Annotated in this window: 2 rRNA genes; both read left to right on the top strand. The window is 49.9% G+C overall.

The window, feature by feature from the left end:
- Positions 1-2,728 (top strand): 23S ribosomal RNA (locus tag O6P32_RS13515); the annotation flags it as partial.
- An 87-nt stretch (positions 2,729-2,815) separates the two neighbouring features.
- Positions 2,816-2,926 (top strand): 5S ribosomal RNA (gene rrf, locus O6P32_RS13510).
- Positions 2,927-2,944: the final 18 nt, after the last annotated feature.

Genomic DNA, 2,944 nt, shown 5'->3' with positions numbered 1-2,944 from the left:
CTTAAGTAGGAGGCTAACGCAGGGAACTGAAACATCTTAGTACCTGCAGGAAAAGAAAATAACAATGATTCCCCCAGTAGTGGCGAGCGAACGGGGAAGAGCCCAAACCTTACATGTTACGGCATGTGAGGGGTTGTAGGACCACGATATTGCAAGAAATCTTGTGAGCAGAACAATCTGGAAAGTTTGACCACAGACGGTGACAGTCCGGTATGCGAAGCAAGACGAAGCATAGTGGTATCCTGAGTAGCGCGGGACACGAGAAATCCTGTGTGAATCTGCCGGGACCATCCGGTAAGGCTAAATACTCCCGAGAGACCGATAGTGAACCAGTACCGTGAGGGAAAGGTGAAAAGCACTTCGAACAGAAGAGTGAAATAGTACCTGAAACCGTGCGCCTACAAGCGGTCGGAGCTCGCAAGAGTGACGGCGTGCCTTTTGCATAATGAACCTACGAGTTACCGTATTTGGCAAGGTTAAGGGTCATGAGACCCGCAGCCGAAGCGAAAGCGAGTCTGAAGAGGGCGTCAAGTCAGATGCGGTAGACGCGAAACCAAGTGATCTACCCTTGGCCAGGATGAAGTCTGGGTAACACCAGATGGAGGTCCGCACCAATAAGCGTTGAAAAGCTTCTGGATGAGCTGAGGGTAGGGGTGAAAGGCTAATCAAACTTGGAGATAGCTCGTACTCCCCGAAATGCATTTAGGTGCAGCCTTGTGAATTACTGATGTGAGGTAGAGCGACTGATAAGATGCGAGGGCTTCACCGCCTATCAAGTCTTGATAAACTCCGAATGCGCATCAGTTCGATCACAGGAGTGAGGGCATGGGTGCTAAGGTCCGTGCCCGAGAGGAGAAGAATCCGGACCACCGGCTAAGGTCCCGAAATGACAGCTAAGTTAAACTAACGAAGTCTGATTGCAGAGACAGCTAGGATGTTGGCTTGGAAGCAGCCATTCATTTAAAGAGTGCGTAACAGCTCACTAGTCGAGGAATCGGGCGTGGATAATAATCGGGTATCAAGTTGTCTACCGAAGCCGTGGGATACTTAAGTATCGGTAGGGGAGCATTCCATTCGGCGTTGAAGGCGTATCGTGAGGTACTCTGGAGCGTATGGAAAAGCAAATGTAGGTATAAGTAACGATAAAGGGGGTGAGAAACCCCCTCGCCGAAAGACTAAGGTTTCCTGATCAACGCTAATCGGATCAGGGTCAGTCGGGTCCTAAGGTTCAGCCGAACGGCGAGACCGATGGCAGAAACGGTTAATATTCCGTTACTACCTTATGGGGTGACGTGGAGACGCAGGAGTGACACCACCGCGAACTGACGGAATAGTTCGTTAAAGGATGTAGGCGTAGATTTCCGCAGGCAAATCCGTGGAAAGAGCCGAATCTGACAGTATGAAGCGTCCTTCGGGACAATTCAATAGCGTGGGTAAGCATGCTGCCGAGAAAATCCGCTAAACTTAACTCATGAGGTACCCGTACCGCAAACGGACACACGTAGTCGGGTTGAATATACTAAGGCGCTTGAGTGAATCACGGTTAAGGAACTAGGCAAATTAACCCTGTAACTTCGGGATAAAGGGTCCCTCCTCTATATGAGAGGGCGCAGAGAATAGGTCCAGGCAACTGTTTAACAAAAACACAGGGCTGTGCTAATATGAAAGTAGACGTATACAGCCTGACACCTGCCCGGTGCTGGAAGGTTAAGAGGAGATGTCATCGCAAGAGAAGCATTGAATTGAAGCCCCAGTAAACGGCGGCCGTAACTATAACGGTCCTAAGGTAGCGAAATTCCTTGTCGGGTAAGTTCCGACCTGCACGAATGGTGTAATGATCTGGACACTGTCTCAACCGTGAGCTCAGTGAAATTGTAGTATCGGTGAAGATGCCGATTACCCGCGATGGGACGAAAAGACCCCGTGAACCTTTACTATAGCTTAGCATTGAATTTGGGCACGCGATGTGTAGGATAGGTCGGAGGCTTTGAAGCAGGTACGCCAGTATTTGTGGAGCCGCTGTTGAAATACGACCCTTTGTTTGTTTGAATTCTAACTTCAAGTTGAAGGACATTGCTTGGTGGGTAGTTTGACTGGGGTGGTCGCCTCCAAAAGCGTAACGGAGGCTTCTAAAGGTGCCCTCAGGACGATCGGTAACCGTCCGCAGAGTGTAATGGCAGAAGGGCGCTTGACTGGGAGACAGACAAGTCGAGCAGGTAGGAAACTAGAGCATAGTGATCCGGTGTTTCCGTATGGAAGGGACATCGCTCAAAGGATAAAAGGTACTCCGGGGATAACAGGCTGATCCCTCCCAAGAGCTCATATCGACGGAGTGGTTTGGCACCTCGATGTCGGCTCGTCACATCCTGGGGCTGGAGAAGGTCCCAAGGGTTGGGCTGTTCGCCCATTAAAGTGGCACGCGAGCTGGGTTCAGAACGTCGTGAGACAGTTCGGTCTCTATCTATCGTGGGCGTATGAAATTTGCGTGGCTCTGACACTAGTACGAGAGGACCGTGTTGGACAGACCTCTGGTTTACCAGTTGTGCCGCCAGGTGCATCGCTGGGTATCTAAGTCTGGATCGGATAAGTGCTGAAAGCATCTAAGTACGAAGCCGGCCACAAGATTAGATTTCTCAGGGTCGTCAAAGACGATGACGTTGATAGGATGCAGGTGTAAAGGTGGAGACACCAAAGCCGAGCATTACTAATTGCCCGTTCACTTTCCTTACGAGGATTGATACTCATGGATGATATATACGTTCAGTGTTTTTGCTGTGCTTTGATTGCTTGTCTTGTCATTGATATATGAAGAAATTCAGGTGACTATAGCACGAAGGTTCCACCTCTTCCCATTCCGAACAGAGAAGTTAAGCTTCGTCACGCCGATGGTACTGCGTACAAGTGGGAGAGTAGGTAGTCGCCGTTTTAGTTTCCCCGGTCCTTT

Source organism: Phocaeicola acetigenes, from assembly GCF_027529745.1.
Lineage (GTDB): Bacteria > Bacteroidota > Bacteroidia > Bacteroidales > Bacteroidaceae > Phocaeicola > Phocaeicola acetigenes.
The sequence above is the reverse complement of the archived record's forward strand: the minus strand, read 5'-3'. Positions and strand labels throughout refer to the sequence as shown.